At 53.0% G+C, this 19,020-nt stretch carries 16 protein-coding genes and 1 pseudogene; 7 read left to right on the plus strand and 10 right to left on the minus strand.

The features are described from left to right. Positions 1-20: 20 nt before the first annotated feature. Genes RVM24_RS08850 through RVM24_RS08865 form a run of 4 tightly spaced genes read right to left on the minus strand, consistent with a single transcriptional unit; the run spans position 21 to position 1,997 of the window. The gene (locus RVM24_RS08850; protein ID WP_082888517.1) at positions 21-488 is read right to left on the minus strand and encodes a nucleotidyltransferase domain-containing protein; all 468 of its coding nucleotides are present in this window, start codon (positions 486-488) and stop codon (positions 21-23) included. Positions 489-492: 4 nt separating this feature from the next. Continuing rightward, complete coding sequence (locus tag RVM24_RS08855; RefSeq protein ID WP_058091375.1) at positions 493-732, minus strand: hypothetical protein; 240 nt, start codon at positions 730-732, stop codon at positions 493-495. A gap of 30 nt (positions 733-762) precedes the next feature. Continuing rightward, complete coding sequence (locus tag RVM24_RS08860) at positions 763-1,395, minus strand: metallophosphatase domain-containing protein (RefSeq protein ID WP_068351597.1); 633 nt, start codon at positions 1,393-1,395, stop codon at positions 763-765. Beyond that, a complete protein-coding gene (locus tag RVM24_RS08865) occupies positions 1,392-1,997 on the minus strand; it encodes an exonuclease domain-containing protein (RefSeq protein ID WP_412535733.1) in 606 nt (201 codons plus the stop codon). The genes RVM24_RS08860 and RVM24_RS08865 overlap by 4 nt, the downstream gene beginning before the upstream one ends. A 264-nt stretch (positions 1,998-2,261) precedes the next feature. Between RVM24_RS08865 and RVM24_RS08870 the strand changes: the two genes are divergently transcribed. The 7 genes from RVM24_RS08870 to RVM24_RS08900 all read left to right on the plus strand — a co-directional run bounded on the left by RVM24_RS08870 (position 2,262) and on the right by RVM24_RS08900 (position 8,078). Next, positions 2,262-2,504 carry a hypothetical protein gene (locus tag RVM24_RS08870; protein WP_374815468.1) on the plus strand — a complete coding sequence of 81 codons (243 nt, stop codon included), beginning with the start codon at positions 2,262-2,264 and terminating at the stop codon, positions 2,502-2,504. Further along, positions 2,501-3,355 (plus strand): metallophosphoesterase family protein, encoded by an 855-nt coding sequence (locus RVM24_RS08875; protein ID WP_068351594.1) that lies wholly within the window; start codon positions 2,501-2,503, stop codon positions 3,353-3,355. Before RVM24_RS08870 ends, RVM24_RS08875 begins: the two co-directional genes overlap by 4 nt. 101 nt (positions 3,356-3,456) lie before the next feature. After that, positions 3,457-3,792: a HipA N-terminal domain-containing protein gene (locus tag RVM24_RS08880; protein ID WP_058092321.1), complete on the plus strand. Its 336-nt coding sequence runs from the start codon at positions 3,457-3,459 to the stop codon at positions 3,790-3,792. Between the two features lie 5 nt (positions 3,793-3,797). Further along, positions 3,798-4,760 (plus strand): type II toxin-antitoxin system HipA family toxin, encoded by a 963-nt coding sequence (locus RVM24_RS08885; protein ID WP_156471740.1) that lies wholly within the window; start codon positions 3,798-3,800, stop codon positions 4,758-4,760. 330 nt (positions 4,761-5,090) lie between these two features. Beyond that, positions 5,091-5,594 carry a hypothetical protein gene (locus RVM24_RS08890; RefSeq protein WP_061331783.1) on the plus strand — a complete coding sequence of 168 codons (504 nt, stop codon included), beginning with the start codon at positions 5,091-5,093 and terminating at the stop codon, positions 5,592-5,594. Next, a protein-coding gene (locus RVM24_RS08895) for an IS3 family transposase (protein ID WP_156471739.1) occupies positions 5,563-6,725 on the plus strand; the annotation gives its coding sequence in 2 pieces (ribosomal slippage) (positions 5,563-5,818 and positions 5,818-6,725; 1,164 coding nt in all). Before RVM24_RS08890 ends, RVM24_RS08895 begins: the two co-directional genes overlap by 32 nt. Positions 6,726-6,863: 138 nt before the next feature. Continuing rightward, entirely contained in the window at positions 6,864-8,078 is a 1,215-nt protein-coding gene (locus RVM24_RS08900; protein ID WP_058092339.1) for an IS256 family transposase, read from the plus strand. A 656-nt stretch (positions 8,079-8,734) separates the two neighbouring features. Here the strand turns inward: RVM24_RS08900 and RVM24_RS08905 are convergent. The 6 genes and pseudogenes from RVM24_RS08905 to RVM24_RS08930 form a co-directional block, all read right to left on the minus strand. Then, positions 8,735-9,866, minus strand: a pseudogene (locus tag RVM24_RS08905) (IS3 family transposase). A 65-nt stretch (positions 9,867-9,931) separates the two neighbouring features. Next, entirely contained in the window at positions 9,932-12,187 is a 2,256-nt protein-coding gene (locus tag RVM24_RS08910) for an AAA family ATPase (RefSeq protein ID WP_431475267.1), read from the minus strand. Between the two features lie 83 nt (positions 12,188-12,270). Continuing rightward, positions 12,271-13,170, minus strand: coding sequence for a hypothetical protein (locus RVM24_RS08915; RefSeq protein ID WP_227510129.1), 900 nt, complete (start codon positions 13,168-13,170; stop codon positions 12,271-12,273). A gap of 170 nt (positions 13,171-13,340) precedes the next feature. Next, positions 13,341-14,192: a hypothetical protein gene (locus tag RVM24_RS08920; RefSeq protein WP_058092328.1), complete on the minus strand. Its 852-nt coding sequence runs from the start codon at positions 14,190-14,192 to the stop codon at positions 13,341-13,343. A 413-nt stretch (positions 14,193-14,605) separates the two neighbouring features. Continuing rightward, entirely contained in the window at positions 14,606-17,728 is a 3,123-nt protein-coding gene (locus RVM24_RS08925) for an efflux RND transporter permease subunit (RefSeq protein WP_058092329.1), read from the minus strand. After that, complete coding sequence (locus tag RVM24_RS08930; protein WP_058092330.1) at positions 17,725-19,020, minus strand: efflux RND transporter periplasmic adaptor subunit; 1,296 nt, start codon at positions 19,018-19,020, stop codon at positions 17,725-17,727. The genes RVM24_RS08925 and RVM24_RS08930 overlap by 4 nt, the downstream gene beginning before the upstream one ends.

A 19,020-nucleotide genomic window follows, 5' to 3' on the forward strand; every position in this document is an offset into this window, starting at 1 on the left:
CCAGGAATTGTCGGCAGGTGTCATCTCTGCCAGAGAATAATGCCATCCCGTGCGACGGCATGAAGCAGTTCAGGATTGGAGTAGTTGTCTGGATTACACCACTCACTCTCCCAAACCGGCAGGGCCTGAATCAGAACGCCGGTTTCAGTGAGCACCTCAAACGCCAGGGCAGCCATCGCCAGCTTGGTATCTACGAAATCACCGGGCTGTCCAACCAGAATAACCGCTACGTCCGCGTCGCTTTCGTCGTGATAATCGCCTCGGGCTCGGCTGCCAAACAGGATCAGTTGAACGGCGTCGAACTGATCGGTCAGTTTGTCGCGAAACACCAGCACTGCATTCCGGATATCCACTTGGTCACCCATCACGGTTTGTTCCAGGCCAACCGAGAAGGCTTGGTCCCACTCCCGAACTACCTCTGGCATGGGCGCGTTAGGATCACACTGAGCTATGAGATCATCCAGGTGATAGGTCTTTTTCTCTGTCATGACGTCACCTCCGGTGGCCTCGGCGACCATGGATCACCACAGCTTTCAGCCTTTCGGTCTCTGTATTGGAGAACCGGTCCAGCGTCTGATATTCGCCATCCCACTCCTGAGCATGCCGGTAACGGACAATCTGTTCGGGGGTGAGCTCGACAATGTCATCAAAGCCGGTCTCGTAGCCCTCAACCAGCACCGGTGTTTCCGGCGGTAGCTTTTCTAGCTGTGCGATCAGTTCTTCGGCTGTCATATCACTTACCCCTATTCAACTTTGGCCACCTCAAAGATCAAAGACAATCGGCGCATTCCTCGGCTCATACCGTGCGTTGCAGGTGCTTGCATTGATCAACTTTGCTTGTCCCTGCTGGTATTCCCCGTAGCCTTCATGGATGTGGCCAAAAATGTGCACTTTGAGTGCAAGTTCCTGAATGCAGGCCAGTAGATCAGCACAACCAACGTTCTGGCTTTTGAATCCCATATTGGCTTCGTCACCAATGCCTCTGGGTGGCCCATGAGTGATCAGCACATCAGTATCGCCCGGAATGAGCCGCCATTTCTGGTTTAGCGGTTCGCCCCGCTCCAGCATAAACGCCCAATCCATGAACGTGGGTGTCCAGGGAGAACCCCAGAATCGGACACCTTCGATCTCGACGCCGCTGTCCTGCAGATAAATGGCGTTGGTCAGGGCTTGCCGTGCCAGTTCCGGGGTTTCCTGGAAGGCCCAGTCGTGATTCCCGGCAATCACGATCTTATGCCGGTGCGGCAACGTTCCCAGCCAGTCGTTAAAATCTTCGATGTTCTCCAGCGTGCCTTGCCCCAAACAGTCACCCGCATGAATGAACACATCGCCGTCTGGGATCTCGGGGATTCGCCAGTGCAGACTGTGGGTATCTGATATGCAGACCAGCTTCATTCGGAGATCTCCGGTGGAGTTAACAGTTCGGACTCCAAAGACCAATCCATAAACGGTAACAGCCTCACGATATTGCGGGCATCGTCTACCCCGCGATGGTGGTTGCCCTCAAAGGTCAGGTCGTGGAATGCCAGGGCACTGCTCAGCCCGGTCTTTTTCTTCAGGCCCGTGGTACGGCGCCACAGTCTTTTGAGGTTCAAGTGTGGGTAGTTCAATGGCAAAGGCCTGGCATCGTCTAATTGACTTTGTGCCAACAGATGCAAGCGATCGTAATTCCCCCAGCTGCACCACAGGAAATCCTCCGACGGGCTTCCAAGCCATTCGTTCAGTAACTGAATTGCCCGTGGGAAATCCGGCGCCTCAACAACCATCGCCTGCGTGATGCTGGTGAGCTCCGTACAGAATCCACTGAGAACCCGGTATCGAGTGGGGCGCACCAGAAACGACTGGCTATCCAACACCTGCCCTTCCCGGGTGGCCAACGCACATCCGAGCTCAATGATCTCCATGTTCTCGACGCTCTGTGGCTCGCCATCGGGCGTGCGCTGGTCGCCCCAACAGGTAGCTTCCAGATCGATCACGAGAAGGGTTTCAGGTTTCATCACTCGGGCACTCGCACGGTGTGGCTGATTTTTGGGCCGTTGCCATCAGACATTTGTGAAGGCGTCACCCGACTTTAACCCAAGATGCCTCAAAAAAATCTCAAATACAATTGTATGCGTTGAGCATACTTGTTGATTTTATTGCCTTTTTCAAAAAATCATTTGTAGATTTTTTTTGCCGGGCGGCCTATCGTTAAAGGAGCGTTTTCTGGCGCGCCCATCGTTGGCGAGAGACCGAAAAATGATTCCGGATGGAGATAAAGAATGGTCAAGCGGCTCACAGAGGGCGTATTGCTAAAAGGTCTGAATGCCCACACAGTTCATGCGGATGAGCTGGCTCAGCCCCTTGAGCAGGAGCTCACACCATTGGAAAAGCTCCGTGGGTCGGTGAAGAAGTATGACCACCCGACCGACCCGGTCTGGGATGAGTTCTTTGAGGGTGAAGGCGTCAGCGAGGATTTTATGAAGGAGCGCGATCAACCGTCGAACCGAGAGCGTGATGAGTGAATAGCCAGTCGCGTCACGAAGGCTCGCTCGTCATTACGGGCATCGAGACCACACCCTTTCACGAACTGCCTTACCGAACCAGTGGCGCTCGGCAACCTCAACGATGCCGGCTGTCCTTCCACCGAGCCTTTGCAAACGGCATTCCGCCGGGCATTCGATCGTTGGTGTTCGTGTCGGATCTGCAGGGCCGCGAAATTGGGGGTGCCAATCGATTGCTTGGTGAGGTCGTCGCCGATGAACTCAACACCTTAGTGGAAACTGGCCAGACTCCGCGGCCGGACGCCATCTTCGTTTGTGGCGATCGTTATGACTACCCGGACTGCCATAAACGCGGCGGTTCTGGGCCCGTGGATGCAGTGTTTGAAGCATTTACCAAGGCGGCGTTACGCGTGGTCGGCGTTCTGGGCAACCATGATGAATTAACCGACCCCCAGCGGCTTTCAAATGCAGTCGATCTTCTTGATGGCGATGTTGTTGAGGATGTCTATGGGCTCACCGTTGGTGGCGTGTCCGGTATCGTTGGCGATCCACATCGCAGTCAACGAAGAAGCGCTGAGTCGTTCTTACAGGTGACGGAAAGTGTGACGGATAAAAAGCCCGATATCCTTCTGCTCCACCAAGGGCCAACCGACCCGAGTCGCCCGGACCGACGGGGAGATCACGATCTTGAGCTTTCCCTACGCTCTGGTTTTGAGGGCCTGACAGTGTTCGGCCATACACGATGGGAGGAGCCCTGGCTGATTCCGATGGGGGAGGGGCAAGTATTAAACGTGGACGGGAGAGTAGTTGTAGTGGTGCCAAACCAGGACACCGGTGAGCAAGAGCAGGACGAACGGTCTTCTAAAGCGTAAGGTCGATGACAAAGCAGCTGGCGTAGGCCTAGTCAAAAGAGCGGCCACGACAGTCGTAGATTAGAAATTTTTGGTTGTTCCGAAGAGATGGAGATACCCGCTTGCCCAACAACATCAATGCTACCGTGAAATTCCACGACCGTATCGCGGGTAAACTTTCGCGGCGGGGCGGACTTTTCACGTTTCAGTACGATCCAGAATTTCTTGCCGGCGCCTCGGAGCCACTGAGCCTGAGCCTTCCCCTTCAACTCGAGCCATTTGTATCTGACACGCTCCATGGTTTCTTTAGCGGTTTGATCAGTGAGGGCTGGCTCCGGCGGCTACAGTCTTTCTCACAAAAGATTGATGAAACCGACGAATTGCGACTGCTGGTCAACAATGGCCGTGATCTCTCGGGAGCTGTAACCATCGAACCGCTTGAGAACGCACTATCGTGAATTGCTTGACCTGCCTGCAACCGCTCCCTGAAGGCCATTACATTCAGCATCATTCATCCTGCCTGGAAACGCTGTTCGGCAGCAGCACACTCAATATCGAGCTGGCCGCGGACAGACGAGCGCTCACACAGTCCCTGCCATCGTTTGCTTCGGGTTATTCAATCGCGGGCGTCCAAATGAAGTGCCATCTCACCATCAACGATGGCGGGCTTAACCTGGCTGACGTGGGCGGAACTTTTATCCTCAAGCCATCGCCGGAACGGTACCCTTTTGCGGCCGAGAACGAGCACGCCTCAATGGTGCTGATGAGGAACCTTGGATTCGACGTGCCACCGTGCTCCCTCCTCTCATTGGGCGACGGCCACAAGGTCTTCGTCATTCGACGCTTCGACAGAACAACTGATGGTAAAAAGATCCACCAGGAAGACGCGATGCAGGCACTTGGGGCTTCTAACCTGCGATCTGAGAACAAATACACCGCCGCTAGCTATCAGGTGGTACTAGAGCTGGCAATTAAACATGGCGGTTTGCCTTCCGGCCTGGAGCTTTTCCGCAGGTTGGTCTTTAGCTACCTCATTGGCAACGACGATCATCATATGAAAAACATTGCCTTCGTGAAACAACCATTCAGATTGGCTCCGGTATACGATGTTCTTGCCTCGTCCTTGTTCTCGAATTCACCTCTGTCGTCGACCATGGCTCTAAGTTTTTTGACCCATGGCGAACCGGAGTACTTACAACAAATGGGAAATGGGTTTTATTCCGGCGGGGACTTCGTTCAATTGGCCGAGGCGGCCGGGCTGGATGCGCCAGTAGCTCGAGAAACCATCCTCAATCTTGTCGCAAAAATTAAAGCTGAGGCACCAAAAACAGTTCAGACCTCCCTCATGCCACCAGACATGAAAGATCATTATTTAGATCTGGTTAAACGCCGCGCACGGTTCGTCGAACTTTTAGATCTCGGATAACAGCCCTTGCGCATACCGTTCCCAAACTCAGGATCCGGATTTCTCCAACTCTGGGTAGACCTAAATAGGGGACCGGGTTCATTCGGCGTTTCCTGAAGGCCCAGGACCGGATTATTTCTCGATGCGTTAGACGCCGCAGAAAGGTAAGAAAGGCCTACATATACCCTTCGAAGCACACTTCTCGATCTTGCGATCAATAAAGACCGCCTGCCAGCCCCGCTGAAGCTGTCAGAAAACGGGCGCTTTGCCACCTACTATGCTCCGTTTGAGTTCGTTAACAGTTCAGCCAAGGTGGTCATTTGCGGGATTACCCCTGGTATTCAACAAGCAGTGATTGCGCTACAAACCGCAAAGGAAGGACTCCAAGCAGGTCTGCCGACTGGCGAGATACTCGAACGTGCCAAACACTCAGCCAGTTTTGCCGGAGCAATGAGACGCAATCTGACGGAAATGATGGACTTCATTGGGCTACAGCGCTGGCTGGGTTTGAAGAGTTGCGGAGACCTATTTCAAACTCGACAGGACCTGGTGCACTTCACCTCCGCATTGCGGAATCCAGTTCTTGATCAAGGGAACAATTTCTCGGGCGGCCGAGCCATGATTTCAAGCAGCTACCTTTGGGATCAAATCCAGACCGGTCTCGTGACGGAGATCAAATCGTTGCCTGAAGACTGCGTGTTCATTCCTCTCGGCCAGGGTGTCGATGCCGTATTCGAGAAACTTGCCAGTGAAGGGTGTAGTGGTTCAATGATTCCGGACACCAATGTAGGTGGTAAGATCGCCACCATAAGCGAGGTGTCTGATGACCAGAAAACGACGTTCCTTTACTCCTGAGTTCAAACAGGAAGCAGCCAGCTTGGTGCTGGATCAAGGTTACACCATTGCCCAGGCTTGTACGTCCTTGGGCGTAGGTGAAAGTGCTTTGCGGCGCTGGGTTCAACAGCTGACGGATGAGCGAGAAGGCATTACCCCAAAGGGGAAAGCTTTGACCCCGGAGCAGCGACGGATTCAGGAGCTGGAAGCCCGCTGCAAGCGCCTTGAGATGGAGAAGACCATACTAAGAAAGGCTACCGCTCTCTTGATGTCGGACGACCTGAATCGTACGCGCTGATAGACCAATTGAGTGAGCAAATGCCTGTTGAAATGGTCTGCAATGCGTTCGATATCAGCCGCTCCAGCTATTACGAATACCGCCAACGGCGGAACCATATAGACGTTGAGCGTCTGGCTCTGAAGGCTCAGGTAAACCGCCTGTTCACTAAGAGCCGAAGCTCTGCCGGCAGCAGAACAATCAAGGGCATGCTCAATGACGACGGCGTTGTCATCGGGCGCTTTAAGGTTCGACGATTGATGAGTGAGCTGGGACTGGTCTGTAAGCAGCCAGGCCCTCACGCCTATAAGCAGGCCACCGTTGAGCGACCGGATATCCCGAATCACCTGGATCGTGAGTTTGCGGTAGAGCAGCCCGACGAGGTCTGGTGTGGTGACATTACGTACATCTGGAGCGGCCAGCGATGGAGTTATCTGGCTGTGGTACTGGATCTGTACGCCCGGCGAGTTGTTGGTTGGGCCATGTCATCCAGTCCGGATGCGGACCTGGTTGTAAAAGCTCTGGATCACGCCTGGGAACAGCGTGGTCAGCCAGAGAAAGTTATGTTCCACTCGGATCAGGGAAGTCAGTATGCCAGTCGTAAGTTCCGTCAGAGGCTCTGGCGCTATCGAATGACACAAAGCATGAGCCGGCGCGGCAACTGCTGGGACAACGCCCCGATGGAAAGGCTGTTCCGGAGCCTGAAATCCGAATGGATACCGGCCCTGGGATATCGGAACTTGCCCGAGGCAAAAAAAGATGTAGGTGGCTATCTGATGGACTACTACAACCGGCAAAGGCCTCATACGTTCAACGGTGGCATTTCTCCCGTTGCAGCAGAGGAAAACCTTAAAATACTGTCCGGGATTAGTTGACCACTACAAAAGCCCGAAGGTCTACCAAGGTAAGCCCAATGATTGCCTAACACGAATCCTCGCGAGCCTGTAAACCAAATTGTGTAACTGCCCACGACTGAGTAATCTTTTCAAAAGGATACCATCGTGGGTACACAAGTGGACCAAGAAAAACTCAAAGCTATGGCTGCCGAGCTGGCCGAGGACATCAAGTCTGAAAAAGATCTCGGAGCCCTCACACAGCAGCTGGTCAAGCTCACCGTCGAGACCGCACTCAACGCCGAACTGGATGAGCATCTTGGATACGAGAAGCACGCTCTTGAAGGCCGTGGCACCGGCAACAGCCGTAACGGCTATTCTGCCAAGCGCCTGAAGGGCCAACACGGCGAAGTACCGATACAGGCTCCCCGTGACCGGGACGGCTCCTTCGAGCCTCAGTTCGTCCGTAAAGGTCAGTCCCGCCTGACCCAGATGGATGACCAGGTCCTGGCTCTTTACGCCAAGGGCCTGAGCACCCGGGATATCGTGGACGCCTTCAAGGAAATGTACGACGCCGACATCTCGGCCACTCTGGTGTCCAAGGTGACGGAGCGAGTGATCGATCAGGTTCACGAGTGGCAGAATCGCCCTGTTGATCCGATCTACCCCATCGTCTATCTGGACTGCATCGTTCTGAAAATTCGTCAGGACAAGAGGGTGATCAACAAGTCCCTATACCTGGCCCTGGGCATCAACATGGAAGGCCAGAAGGAGCTGCTAGGCCTCTGGCTGGCCGAGACCGAAGGCGCGAAGTTCTGGTTGTCGGTACTGACGGAACTGAAGAACCGTGGTCTGGAAGACATCCTGATCGCCTGCGTGGACGGCCTCAAGGGCTTCCCGGATGCCATTGCTGCTGAGTACCCTCAGACCAAGGTGCAGCTGTGCATCGTGCACATGGTTCGCAACTCGCTGCGCTACGTGTCCTGGAAGGACTACAAGGCCGTGACGGCCGATCTGAAACAGATCTACCAGTCTGCCTCGGAACACGAAGCCCGGCAGGCGTTGGAGGCCTTCGGGGAACGCTGGGACGGCCAGTACCCTCAGATCTCCCGATCCTGGCACAGCCACTGGGACAACCTGATCACCATCTTCGAGTATCCTCCGGCCATCCGGAAAGTGATCTACACCACCAATGCCATTGAGTCGCTGAACAGCGTCATCCGCAAAGCCACCAAGCGCCGCAAGCTGTTCCCCAGCGATGATTCGGCACTGAAAGTGGCCTTCCTGGCGATCCAGCAGGCCTCAAAGAAATGGACGATGCCGATCCGTGATTGGAAGCCGGCATTGAATCGCTTTATTATCGAATTCGGTGACCGTCTGGACGGTCACCTGTAATGGGATGGGCAGTTACACAGATTTATTTACAGGCTCACCTTCCAGATGCAGGGCGGGCTGATTGATCTTCCTGCTCCTTGCGCTGCGCAAACCGTAAATCTACCCAGCCTTCCGAAGCTAGTATGCTGCGTCGAATGTTCGCTCTTGTTTAGCTGACGTCCAGGAGCAGTCTTGGTCGCAAAGCGAACATGCAACTTAGAGATACCGCCCAAAATTTTCGGCGCGTTTACGCGTCCGTAGCATTTGAGTGTTATGCATGCTTACGCGTGTCAAAGATATGCCTACCGAATAGCTTCACGGAACATCCTACTTCCTTCCAACAATTGCAGTTTCAATATTTTTTATCGCGTTGTATCGGGTCACGAACATTGCCTTATCCGTGTTTACGTAGGCGTTTCTCGGATCGTCGTGTTCGGTGATGCTCAGTTTCTCGAAAAGATCTCTCAGGGACTGAGCCTCACTCGGAAGGAGAGGAACGACCTTCGTAAACTCACTGAACGCTGACACCTGTTGGCTCTTCTGCTTGAATTGATGCCTCTGTTTGTTAAATACGTGCGTATTCACAACCGCTTCGATAAGCCGGCGCATTGAGGTGGACCCAATCAGTTGGACAACCTGATGGTGTCCCTAAGCTATGATCCGGTTGTTTCCCTGGCTCAGGCTGCCAGAGATATGGGTTGCCCGTAGTACACCTCATCGGGCGTTTGGTAATCAAGGGTTTGGTGGTACCGGGTCTGATTATAATGCCGGAAGTACCGGTGGAGCGCCTGTTTTAAGTGCCGGCCATCCTCGAAGGCAGTGAGGTAGACGCACTCGTGTTTGACGCTGCGCCAGAGCCGTTCCACGAAGATGTTGTCATGGTAGCAGCCCTTGCCGTCCATGCTGATCCGGATGCCATGATCTTTGAGAGCGCCTGTGAAGGCGTCACTGGTGAACTGGGCACCCTGATCGGTGTTGAAGATCTCCGGCGGTCCATGGCGCTGTAAGGCCTCCTCCAGAGCATCGATGCAGAAGTCTGTGTCCATGGTGTTGGAGACCCGCCAGGACAGCACTTTACGGCTGTACCAGTCGATAATAGCGACCAGGTACATGAAGCCCCGGGCCAGCGGCACGTAAGAAATATCCGTTGCCCAAACCTGGTTGGGGCGATCGATTTCCAGCCCTTTGAGCAGGTACGGATAAATCTTGTGCCCATCGCCCGGAGTGCTGGTTCTGGGGCGTGGATACACCGCCTGGATGCCCATGGTGCGCATCAGGCGCTGCACCCGCTTGCGGTTTATCCGGTGGCCTTTGCGTTCCAGGTGGACACGCATTTTACGAGAGCCATAGTACGGCGTTTCCAGGTGCTGCTGGTCAATCAGGTACATCAGATCTAGATCCTCCTGACACTGTTCACGAGGGACGTAGTACACCGACGAGCGGCTCAGTTTGAGCAGCTCGCACTGGCGCACAAGGCTGACTTGGGGGTGACCCCGCTCGACCATCGCCAACCGCTGTTGACGGCTTACTGATCGAGCTTGCGCGACAAAAAATCGCGTTCCACCGTCAGTCGGCCGATCTCGCGGTAAAGCTCGTCAGTGCTGGGTTCACCGGATTGCTTACCGGCCTTCTTCTTGCCTTCGAAGAGGTCGGGAGCGTTCTTCAGCAGCTCACGCTTCCAGGTGCTGACCATGGTGGGGTGGATCTGGAAACGGGCAGCGATTTCGGATGTGGTCTGGTCCCCTTGAGGGCGGCCAGAGCGACTTTGGACTTGAATGATGCGCTGTATTGCTTGCGTTTCTTGCTCATGATTCTCCTCCTTGTGGAGATATTGAATCAGAGCTTAGGTACCTGTCCAAATTTTGGGGTCCACTTCACATTTTTCCAGCCATGGACTCCTTCTGGTCTTTAGTAGGCTCTCCGGAAATGGCGAGAATGGTATCGATACCGGACTTCAAATCGTCAATGCTTTCGCTGTATTCATCCAGCGCAACGCAACTTTCTAGGACATAGACAGCCGTATGGCCATTTAATCCAGCTCTATTCATAGTTGTTTGTATCTGAACAAAAAATTCCCAATTATGGGTGAGAACAACGACCTGCCGAGCCGGATACTTTTGAATCAAATCGCGCAGACGATTGGAATAGTTACCAATGTAATTATAATCAAAGCTAGAGATTGGATCGTCAAAGACAATTACTTGCTGCTCACAGGTTTCTAGCTCCGCAAAGAACAGGGCAAGTGCGTGAATTCGTTGCTCGCCTTCGCTCAGTACAGCTTCGATTTTTTGACCAGCGACATGGTGATCTACTGTGACAGCTCCGTCACCACCGACATCTTTCAGCTCGACACCAAAGGCACTCATCTCTCTTTCAGCTAGCGCAAGATACTCATCGTTCAAGCGAGCCTTGAAATCTTCCACAACAAGCTCTTTGTGGGCCTTTTTGGCTGTGGAAGTGATTTTCCGTAGTACCGTCGCGAATGTCGGCAGATTTGAATCCCAATAATCAGCATTTTGTGAACGACGATATGCCTCCTTAATGAGATTAATATTCTCCGCGATTTCCTTTCTGTAAAGAAGAGCCTGGCAGTCTGTGGAAACTTCACTCAACTGCCGAAGAAGTTCGTCGCGGTCTTTCCGGGCGTTCTCGATTAGTCCTTCTTTCTCCTCGACGCTTCTCGAAACTTCATCGACGAAGGCTCGGAGCGAGGCTGCGGCAGCCTCGCCCGCCTGGTCGATTAAGTCTCCCTTCTTGAAGCGTTCTTTTATTACCTTACCGATAGACTTGATGGGCTCGATTCTCTCCGGCGGTAAGACGGAGTCCTTGGCCCAATTATCAGGCACAGAATCAGCAACCACTTTGAGGTTCTTATCTGCGGTTTCGATTACCTTTCGGAGTTGAGTGATGGCAGCATCCAGTTCTCCGGTAAGAAGATCGGCGTATTGCTTGAATAGCTCAAGCTCGTTTGCTTCCAACGCTTGTTTGCACAGTGGACACACTTCTGGCTCCGGTGAGTGGAGATTGCACACCTCATTGGCAGGCCGGATAAGTGCCATCAGTTTTTCTAAACTTGCACCTGTGGGAATTAGAGCTCTCGCCAGAACTTCCAGTTCTTCCTCTTTTTCCTTCAGAGTTCTAGCCTGAACAACCGGATCAATTTCGATAAGCATCTCGGATGCGATGAGAATTGGATGAATCTCCCCATCCAGGGCTTTCAGTGCAGAGAGCTCACCCTTGAGCAGCTTAAGCCCTTCTTCTGATGTCGCTTTTTCTAACTCCGCCTTCTTTTTGAGCTTCTCTTCAAGTTCGCCATCTTTCGTATAGGCTTCACCAGATTCTATCTGCGCTTTTAGCGTCGCAGTATTCTGACTACTCAAGGTAGCAAGTGCTGTTCCTGCAAATGTCGCAAACTTTGTGCGGACCTGGTTTTCTGTCCCTGCGAGTAGCGCTGCATTTTCATTTTGCATTCTTTGTAGCTCTGCACGCAGTTCCTCACAGTGTTTCTTAGCGGTTCCAAAGACATCTAATTTAAAGGGGGCGAGCTCAATAATCCTACCAGGTTGGACAGAGTTCTTGATGTTGTGAACAGCGACTCCCGAATCGAAGTACTTCAAAGCGCCCGCGCGGGAGCCGTAACTGCCGGGTGAACTCCAATTCTGAATAGTTGAATCTGACGTGAACTTGAAATCGAACGAAGGACTCGGCGCCGTTGTCGCACGAACGTCATGAAGTGGTCGTTTCGGTGCATCATTCGAAGCTAGTATCTGTAATGCATCACATAGACTAGATTTCCCGCTTCCATTTGCTCCGAAAACAATACTCACCCGCTTTGGAAACGAAGCCGCGAGCGAATCACCTAGGCGTTTGAAGCCGTGAAAAGGCCCAATAATCTCAAGCCGATCAGTGGTTATCGCTGCGGCCCCAGCAGGGGCTGCAACGGTCGGAGGCGCAGGTTGGCGGAGATAGCTTGCCCGTTTTGTAAAAAGCTGAACAAGGGTATCCAAGTCGAAAGGACTGAGAGTTGTTATTCCAGAAGCAGCCGCATCACAGATCATCTCCAGCCACGGGATACCCTCTGAATGCCCAAGATTGCGTAAGTATCCAATTGCGTCGGGATAAGTTGACATTTAGGTCCTTTTTACTAAATTGCATAACGCCTTGGCGTTGTCGCGTACCGGAGCGATAGCGTAGGTTCGACACCAGTCACTGGTTATGCTCTATCAGTTTGGATTCCAAGATTTAGCTCGAAACCTTTTTCGAAATTGAAGTGAAGTGGCGTGGTAATATTGCCCAGATACGTATATATACAGCGAGCCTTGTTGATAATGCCTCTGTCAGCTGAAAGTAGCGCATTGCAGTATGAAGCCATGCCAGTATGCTGACCATCAGACATTATATTTTTGATTTTCTCACGCTTCGCCAAGCCTTTGTCAGGGCTGATACCTATCATATTCAATACAATATGGGCACCACAGATCGCACCGTGTTGTGTATGCTGCACGCCCTCAATGCCGGGAATCGGCTCAAACCCAAAGAACTGATCTTTATTCACACTTGGAATTGCAGGTCCTATGAGGTTCCACACCTCATCGATAGGAGAGAACGTTTTTTCAATTCTTTTTCTCTCTTCACTCGAAACGCCTAAAGCTGCCCGTGTTTGGTCAATAGGGACACGATCTTTTAAGTGTTGCTCAACTACACCAGCCATTTCCTCAGAAACGGTATGTGCTTGGCTAATCAGATCATGCTTACGTTCGTCGTCAACCGCACTGGTTAGGCGATCAATCTCTTTCCGCAGCTGATCTGGAGTTTGTTGCAACTCATCAAAATTATCAGCTCCAAACGAGCGAATGAGGTATTCGATAGAGTGATCATTGGAGCCTTCAAACCCTGATATGGCTTCCAGATGCCTCTCGTACCTTTCATGGGGGTCAACGTAGTCTCTTAATCTAATATTCCCCACAGACTGGAAATCCTCGTTCAGGACATCACACACTTCAACAGCTTTCAGTACTTTCATGCCGTGCAGGGCATCGGTATTGCCGTTCCGATATATCTCATCGAGGTGAGCGTACGAGTAAACCCAAATGAAACGTTCTGGATCGACCATAGATATCTCTCCACAAGCGACATACCGAAAAACGTTCATATCGGCGTAAATAGTTGGCCGCTGTGTGACAAGATAGGAGTTCATAGTTAAATGCCCAATTCTTCTTCAAACATAATGCCAAAACGAAGCGGCGCGTTTCACGCGTCCGTCTTCCGTGATTTGTTAGGATATCATTCCGAAAATGCAGACTTTGAATGCATAGCCTCATACTTCTTGTATTCTTTTCCCCAACTAGTTTCGTTCAAGAAGTAGGACATCAAACGCTCCATTTCAACAGGCTCCGTTGATAGCACTTTAAACCTGGAATCCAGTGGTTTTCTTCGCGGAACCCGGTGCTCAAATAGCCCCGAAAGTAGCTTGTTCTGGGCTTCAATCTGTAAATCGATCACATAGCATCCGATCTCGTCCATGGCTCGCCGATATTCTTCTACAAGTCTCTCTAATTCTGAAAGCTGGTCAGCACTGACAGGTGATGCGGGAATCGGTCTAGGAGTTTTCGATGGTGCATCATGTGGGGGATCAGTTGGAAGGATGATGATGAAGCGATTAAAAAGCTCATTCGAAGCGTTTCGGGCATCATGATTAGCGGAGTTCAAGGCCGTTTGGAACAGCTCAATTTCCGGAAACACTATCGACCAAGCTTCAAATTCTTGAATCAACGCAATTAATGCATCATTAGCGGCACTGTGCAGATGTGAAAACTCAATCGCTCTCTCCCTTGGGAATGGGAGTGGTATGTTCTTTTTGATCGAATTTTGGAAAACCTCAATTCTCGATGGAACATTAACTGCGTACATCATGGCGGTGACATTGGTACGAGTAACATCCCTTAATCGCAAAGTAAGCGTTTTGTAGATTTCGACCTTCAACGCTTCTTGCGCATTTCTCTTCTGTAGCTCAAGCGAACTCCTGTGTTGTCGACCGATCTGCCATACCAAAACAATCGCACCTACAATGATGCCAATCAGCGTTAGCAAATGACCAAATAGATCAACCGAATTCGACTGAATCCAGTCCCACATGTCGCTTTCCTTTTATCCTAAAAGCAGTTGGGCAGCGCGCTTTATCATTGCAGAAATTTGACTGCGTCATTATTACTGACTTTGAACCATAAATCGCTCTGCACATAAATTGATAAAACAATAGCTTAGCCGAGCATGGCCATCTCTGCCATGTAATCATTTCGAGTCTGGAATTTGCTCTGCCAATCATACTGGGTGAAATGGCTGTGATTAGCTTGGAGGCGCTGGGGAAAGCCCTGCCCCGAATGTTCGCTTATGTTTAGGAGCACAGCCTGGTCGCAAAGCGAACGTTCAGGCAAATAGATTTTGGAATATGCGCAGTAGACGGGTAGGCACCCTGCGAATGATCGTGATAACCGGTAAAGACGTGATAGCAAGGTGCCAGGCTGAATCCTGGCACCTTGCTATCGGCGTTACTCACCAAGAGTTCGCTGTTTCCAGAGATAAAAGAGCACAGGAATCACCAGCAGCGCCAGAATGACAGCGGAAATCATACCGCCCACCATAGGTGCCGCAATCCGGCCCATCACCTCCGACCCTGTACCGGTGCCAATCATAATGGGCACAAGCCCCCCGATAATGGCGGCCGCCGTCATCATGATTGGCCGAACCCGCATACCGGCACCTTGTAGTACGGCATGGCGGAGGGTTTCTCGCCTTGGCGTCAGCCCTTTGTCATCACACGTTTCCAGCATTGCGTTATAAGCCTGATTCAAATACACCAGCATGATCACCCCAATCTCTACCGCAACGCCCGCCAGCGCAATGAAACCGACACCGACGGCTACCGAAAAATTATAACCAAGCAGATACATCAGCCAGATAGCACCGATCATCGCAAACGGTAGCGTGCCCATAATAATCCCCACTTCGGCAAAACGGCGGAAGTTAAGAAACAGCAGGATGACGATGATGGCCAGCGTTAACGGCACCACATAGGTCAGTTTTTCCTTCGCACGGAGCATGTACTCATACTGACCAGACCAGTTGATTGAATAACCGGGAGGTAGATCCAGCTCTTCACTCACGGTAACCATGGCCTGTTCAACATAGGTGCCTACGTCGACACCCTCAATATCCACAAAGGTCCAGCCGTTCAGGCGGGCATTCTCACTCTTAATGGCCGGCGGGCCATCCTCCACGCCGATCTCCGCCACATCTGCCAGGGCAATGCGCTGGCCGGATGCGGTCACGATGGGCAGTTGCTCCAGCTTCTCGGGCGAATCCCGGTAGTCTTCCGGATAACGAAGATTAATGGGATACCGCTCAAGTCCCTCGATGGTTCTGGAAACGTTGATTCCACCAATAGCGGAGGCCACTACCTGCTGAACATCAGCGATATTCAGCCCATAACGAGCGGCACGCTCACGATCAATATCCACCTTGATGTAGCGGCCCCCAGCGACTCGCTCAGAGTAAACGGAGGCTGTACCGGGGATGTCGACCATGACTTCCTCAAGGCGTTTACCGATGTTCTGGATGACGGTAAGGTCCGGACCGGCAATCTTGATGCCCACCGGCGTTTTAATACCCGTTGCCAGCATATCGATGCGCGTGATGATCGGCATAACCCAGGCATTGGTTACCCCCGGGAACCGAATCAGAGTATTGAGCTCCTGCTTCAGCTTTTCGGTGGTCATGCCTTCCCGCCATTGATCCCTCGGCTTGAGCTGGATGAAGGTCTCGATCATCGTCAATGGAGCCGGATCGGTAGCGGTATCCGCCCGCCCCACTTTGCCGAACACGGTTTCGACTTCGGGTACGGTGGCAATCAGCTTGTCCGTTTGCTGCAACAGTTCCCGAGCCTTACCAATGGAGATGCCCGGGTAGGTGGTGGGCATGTACATCAGGTCGCCTTCATCCAGTGGCGGGATGAATTCACTGCCGATTTTGGTGGCTGGCCAAAGGCCCACAGCCAATGCCAGCAACGCAACAATAACCGTCGTTTTCGGGAAGCGTAACACCAGCTTCAGCACCGGCATATAAACGCCAACCAGCAGGCGGTTCACGGGGTTCTTGTGCTCCGGCAGCACCTTGCCGCGAATGAAATAGCCCATCAGCACCGGCACCAGCGTCACCGCCAGGGCCGCACTCGCCGCCATGGCGTAGGTTTTGGTGAACGCCAGGGGAGAAAACATCCGCCCTTCCTGCGCCTCCAGGGCAAACACCGGCACAAAACTGACGGTAATGATCAGGAGCGAGAAAAACAGCGCGGGCCCGACCTCAGAGGCTGACCGTGCAACGACTTCCCATCGGTTCTCAGACGTTAACGGGGTTCGCTCCATGTGTTTGTGCATGTTCTCGATCATTACAATAGCACCATCAATCATGGCGCCGATAGCGATGGCAATCCCCCCGAGTGACATGATGTTGGCATTGATGCCTTGCCAGTGCATGACGATAAAGGCCGCCAGAATACCCACGGGAAGGCTGAGAATCGCCACCAGCGACGAGCGCACGTGGAACAGGAAGACGATGCACACCAGGCCCACCACCAGAAACTCTTCAAGCAGCTTGAAGCCGAGATTATTGACCGCCCGCTCAATCAGACCAGAGCGATCGTAAACCGTCACCACCTCGACGCCTTCAGGCAAACTGGATTTCAGGTCTTCCAGTTTCGCCTTCACGCCATTAATGGTTGCCTGAGCGTTCTCACCAAAGCGCATCACCACAACACCGCCGACGGTTTCACCTTCCCCATTCAGTTCGGCAACCCCACGCCGCATCTGCGGGCCAACTTCAACGGTGGCCACATCTTTCAGCAATATGGGGGTACCGTTGTCATCGAGTCCTAATGGAATCGACAGAAGATCCTCACGGGATTTTATATAGCCAGACGTGCGCACCATGTATTCCGCCTCGGCCATCTCGATGACGGAGGCGCCCACTTCCTGGTTGCCTCTCTTGATGGCGTTCTGGATGTGAGCCAGAGGAATTCCCAGCGCCCTGAGTTTTTCCGGGCTGACCTTGACCTGGTACTGCTTCACCATACCGCCTAGCGCAGCCACCTCAGAGACACCCGGCACCGTTTGCAGTTCGTACTTCAGGAACCAGTCCTGCAGGCTGCGCAACTGGCTTAGGTCCTGGTTCCCAGTGCGGTCTACCAGCGCATACAGGTAAACCCAGCCAACTCCGGTAGCGTCTGGCCCGAGCTGAGGCCTTGCAGAGTCTGGAAGGCTGGGCGCAACCTGGGACAGGTATTCCAGTACCCGGGAGCGGGCCCAGTACATGTCGGTGTCTTCATCGAAGATCACGTAAACATAGGAGTCACCGAAGAACGAGTATCCCCTGACCGTTTTCGCGCCCGGTACCGAGAGCATGGCTGTCGTCATCGGGTAGGTCACTTGGTCTTCCACCACCTGCGGCGCCTGGCCCGGGAAACTGGTTTTGATAATGACCTGCACATCGGACAGATCCGGCAGAGCATCCACCGGCGTTTGTTTCAGCGAATAAAGGCCGAGCCCTGTGATAAGCAACGTCGCCAGCAACACCAGGAAGCGGTTACGAATAGACCAGTGAATAATAGCGGCAATCATGACTCGCCTCCGCCATGGCTCATGGTGCTGTGATCCATGCCTTCATGATCCATCCCCTGCTCATCCATATCCTGAGGCGATGACATCCGTTGGAAGTCCGAGGTTTTGCTGGATTCCGAATCGATCAGGAACTGGGCGGATGTGACCACCGTGTCGCCTGGCGAGAGGCCATTGAGTATTTCCGCATACTTGTCGCCGACGCGCCCAACGTTCACGTTAACCGACTTGAAGGCGCCCTCTTCCATCGACAGAACCAGTCGATCGCTCTGTCCGGTGCGGATGACCGACTCCCGTGGCACCAGAAACTGCCGCTGTCCCCGTTCGCCCTGAACATCCAGGCGAGCGAACATGCCTGGCATCAGAACACCATCATCGTTATCAAAGCGCATCCGCACTTGCGCCGTCCGGGTTTTCGGGTTCACTTCGGGGTAGACGTAATCCACGTTTCCGCGCCACTCGCGACCGGGCATGTAATCCAGCGTCATCTGTACCCGATTACCAGCCTCTACGGCGGAAAGCTGGCTTTCAAACACTTCGCCGATCACCCAGACCTCATCCAGTGCGGCAATCGATAAAACCCGGTTTCCGGGCTTGATGAACATACCCTCACGAACATTCAGATTCTCGATCACCCCGGAACCCGGAGCGTAAACCGTCATGGTTCTCTGGACTTCGCGCTTCTGGCGCAGTTGGCTGATCAGACTAGCCGGTACGTTCAGCGCCAACAATCGCTCGGTAGCAGCATCAACCAGTCTCTGATTGCCACGGTTCATCGCGAGAAGCAGTTCTTCCTGCGCATTCACAAGGGTGGGCGAGTACAGCGTGTACAAAGGCTTGCCTTGCTCAACAGGCTCGCCCTCGGCTTTGACATAAAGCGCGTCGATCCAGCCTTCAACACGAGGGTGCACGTGGGCCATCTCGTCTTCGTTGTACTGCACGTAGCCTACGGTAGTAATGTTGTTAGGCAGGCGCCCCTGAATCACCGGCTCCGTTCGAACCCCAAGGTTGTTGACGACCGTTGGTGAAATTCGGACCGTGCCGGCTGGATCCTCAGCTGACCCACCCTCCTCGTATACGGGGATCAGATCCATCCCCATCGGGGATTTTCCGGGTTTGTCACTTTTGAAATTGGGGTCCATCGGGGCTACCCAATACAGCGGCTCCTTTGGGCCAGAAGCGGCCATTTCAGCTGCAGGCGTCGAAGTCGCGTCAGTGTCAAGCCAGTACGTGGCCCCTGCACCGGCGAGGCCGCCGAGCAATACAAAGCCCAAAGGGCGAGCAAAATTAGCCAT

Origin of the sequence: Marinobacter sp. KM021, assembly GCF_050707965.1 — a bacterium.
GTDB classification, from domain to species: Bacteria; Pseudomonadota; Gammaproteobacteria; order Pseudomonadales; family Oleiphilaceae; genus Marinobacter; species Marinobacter shengliensis.

Coding starts and splice junctions, on each gene's coding strand:
- RVM24_RS08850 (WP_082888517.1), bottom strand. CDS start 488: ATGACAGAGAAAAAGACCTATCACCTGGATGATCTCATAGCTCAGTGT.
- RVM24_RS08855 (WP_058091375.1), bottom strand. CDS start 732: ATGACAGCCGAAGAACTGATCGCACAGCTAGAAAAGCTACCGCCGGAA.
- RVM24_RS08860 (WP_068351597.1), bottom strand. CDS start 1,395: ATGAAGCTGGTCTGCATATCAGATACCCACAGTCTGCACTGGCGAATC.
- RVM24_RS08865 (WP_412535733.1), bottom strand. CDS start 1,997: ATGAAACCTGAAACCCTTCTCGTGATCGATCTGGAAGCTACCTGTTGG.
- RVM24_RS08870 (WP_374815468.1), top strand. CDS start 2,262: ATGGTCAAGCGGCTCACAGAGGGCGTATTGCTAAAAGGTCTGAATGCC.
- RVM24_RS08910 (WP_431475267.1), bottom strand. CDS start 12,187: ATGTCAACTTATCCCGACGCAATTGGATACTTACGCAATCTTGGGCAT.
- RVM24_RS08915 (WP_227510129.1), bottom strand. CDS start 13,170: ATGGTCGATCCAGAACGTTTCATTTGGGTTTACTCGTACGCTCACCTC.
- RVM24_RS08920 (WP_058092328.1), bottom strand. CDS start 14,192: ATGTGGGACTGGATTCAGTCGAATTCGGTTGATCTATTTGGTCATTTG.
- RVM24_RS08925 (WP_058092329.1), bottom strand. CDS start 17,728: ATGATTGCCGCTATTATTCACTGGTCTATTCGTAACCGCTTCCTGGTG.
- RVM24_RS08930 (WP_058092330.1), bottom strand. CDS start 19,020: ATGGCTAATTTTGCTCGCCCTTTGGGCTTTGTATTGCTCGGCGGCCTC.